Consider the following 1081-nt stretch of genomic DNA (forward strand, 5'->3'; position numbering starts at 1 on the left):
CAATTCATCGAGCGCCCGCTGGCGCCGACCTCGACCGCCGACCGGTTCGCGCAGGCCCTCGACAAGGTGCGGGCGACGCTCGGCGAGGCGCACAGCCTCGACAGCGTCGCCGAGGCGGCCGGCCTCACCCGCCGCACCTTCACGCGCCGCTTCCAGAAGTCGATCGGCACCAGCTTCGGCGACTGGCTGGCCGACCAGCGGATCGCGCTGGCGCAGAGGCTGCTGGAGGCGACGGAGAAATCGATGGATACGGTGGCCTTCGAAGTCGGCTTCGGCAGCGCCACCTCGCTGCGCCAGCATTTTTCGGCGCGGCTCAAGACCTCGCCGATGCAATATCGGCGCGAGTTCTCCAGGAGTGCCGGCGCCAAAAGGCCGACACACGCCGCAATGTTTTGACCCGAACGGGCAAGCCGCTCAACGCTGCCTGACCGGACGCGCCGGATTGCCGACCACCGTGGTGTTCGCTGCGACGTCGCGGGTAACCACGGCGCCAGCGCCAACGATGGCACCATCGCCGATCGTGACGCCGCCGAGGATGATGGCGCTGCCGCCGATCCAGGCATCGGCGCCGATCGTCACCGGCTTGGCGATCTCCAGCCCCGCCTGCCTTGCTGCAGCCTCCCTGTGATGCTCGGCGCAGTAGATCTGCACATTAGGCCCGAGCAACGTCCGCTTGCCGATGCGCACCGGCGCCGTATCGAGGACCGTGCAGCCGGCATTGAGGAAGACACCATCGCCGAGAAAGAGGTTGAACCCGTAGGCGCAGTGGAACTGCCCCTCTATGCGCGCCCCCTCGCCCGTGCTTCCCAACAATGACCGCAATGCCGGGCCGATGTCGCCGCGTTGCCGGGGCGGCAGGCCGTTGTGCTCGAACACCGCATCGCGCGCGGCGACGCGCAGCGCTTCCAGTTCCTGATCGAGGCAAGTGTACCACTCGCCCGCCGCCATCTTCATGCGCTCACTTGCCGTCATGGCCGCGTCTCCATCGAATTACTGCCAAAGCACAATCCTTTGCTGGGCGAAAGCCTGCTGGCCAAATGTCCGGCCTATGCTAGCTTGCTCGCGCCGGACAGTGCGAGGT

Annotated in this window: 2 protein-coding genes; one reads left to right on the forward strand and one right to left on the reverse strand. The window is 67.1% G+C overall.

The window, feature by feature from the left end; translation table 11 throughout:
- Positions 1–396, forward strand: a 396-nt coding sequence (locus tag EOA33_RS36555; RefSeq protein WP_127407786.1) for a helix-turn-helix domain-containing protein, incomplete at its 5' end; no start/stop codon positions are given.
- Positions 397–414: 18 nt separating this feature from the next.
- Here the strand turns inward: EOA33_RS36555 and EOA33_RS36560 are convergent.
- On the reverse strand, positions 415–972 hold the full coding sequence (locus EOA33_RS36560; protein ID WP_126058625.1) for a sugar O-acetyltransferase: 558 nt from the start codon (positions 970–972) through the stop codon (positions 415–417).
- Positions 973–1081 lie beyond the last annotated feature (109 nt).

The sequence above is a fragment of the Mesorhizobium sp. M4A.F.Ca.ET.050.02.1.1 genome (assembly GCF_003997725.1).
In the GTDB taxonomy this organism is placed as follows: Bacteria; Pseudomonadota; Alphaproteobacteria; order Rhizobiales; family Rhizobiaceae; genus Mesorhizobium.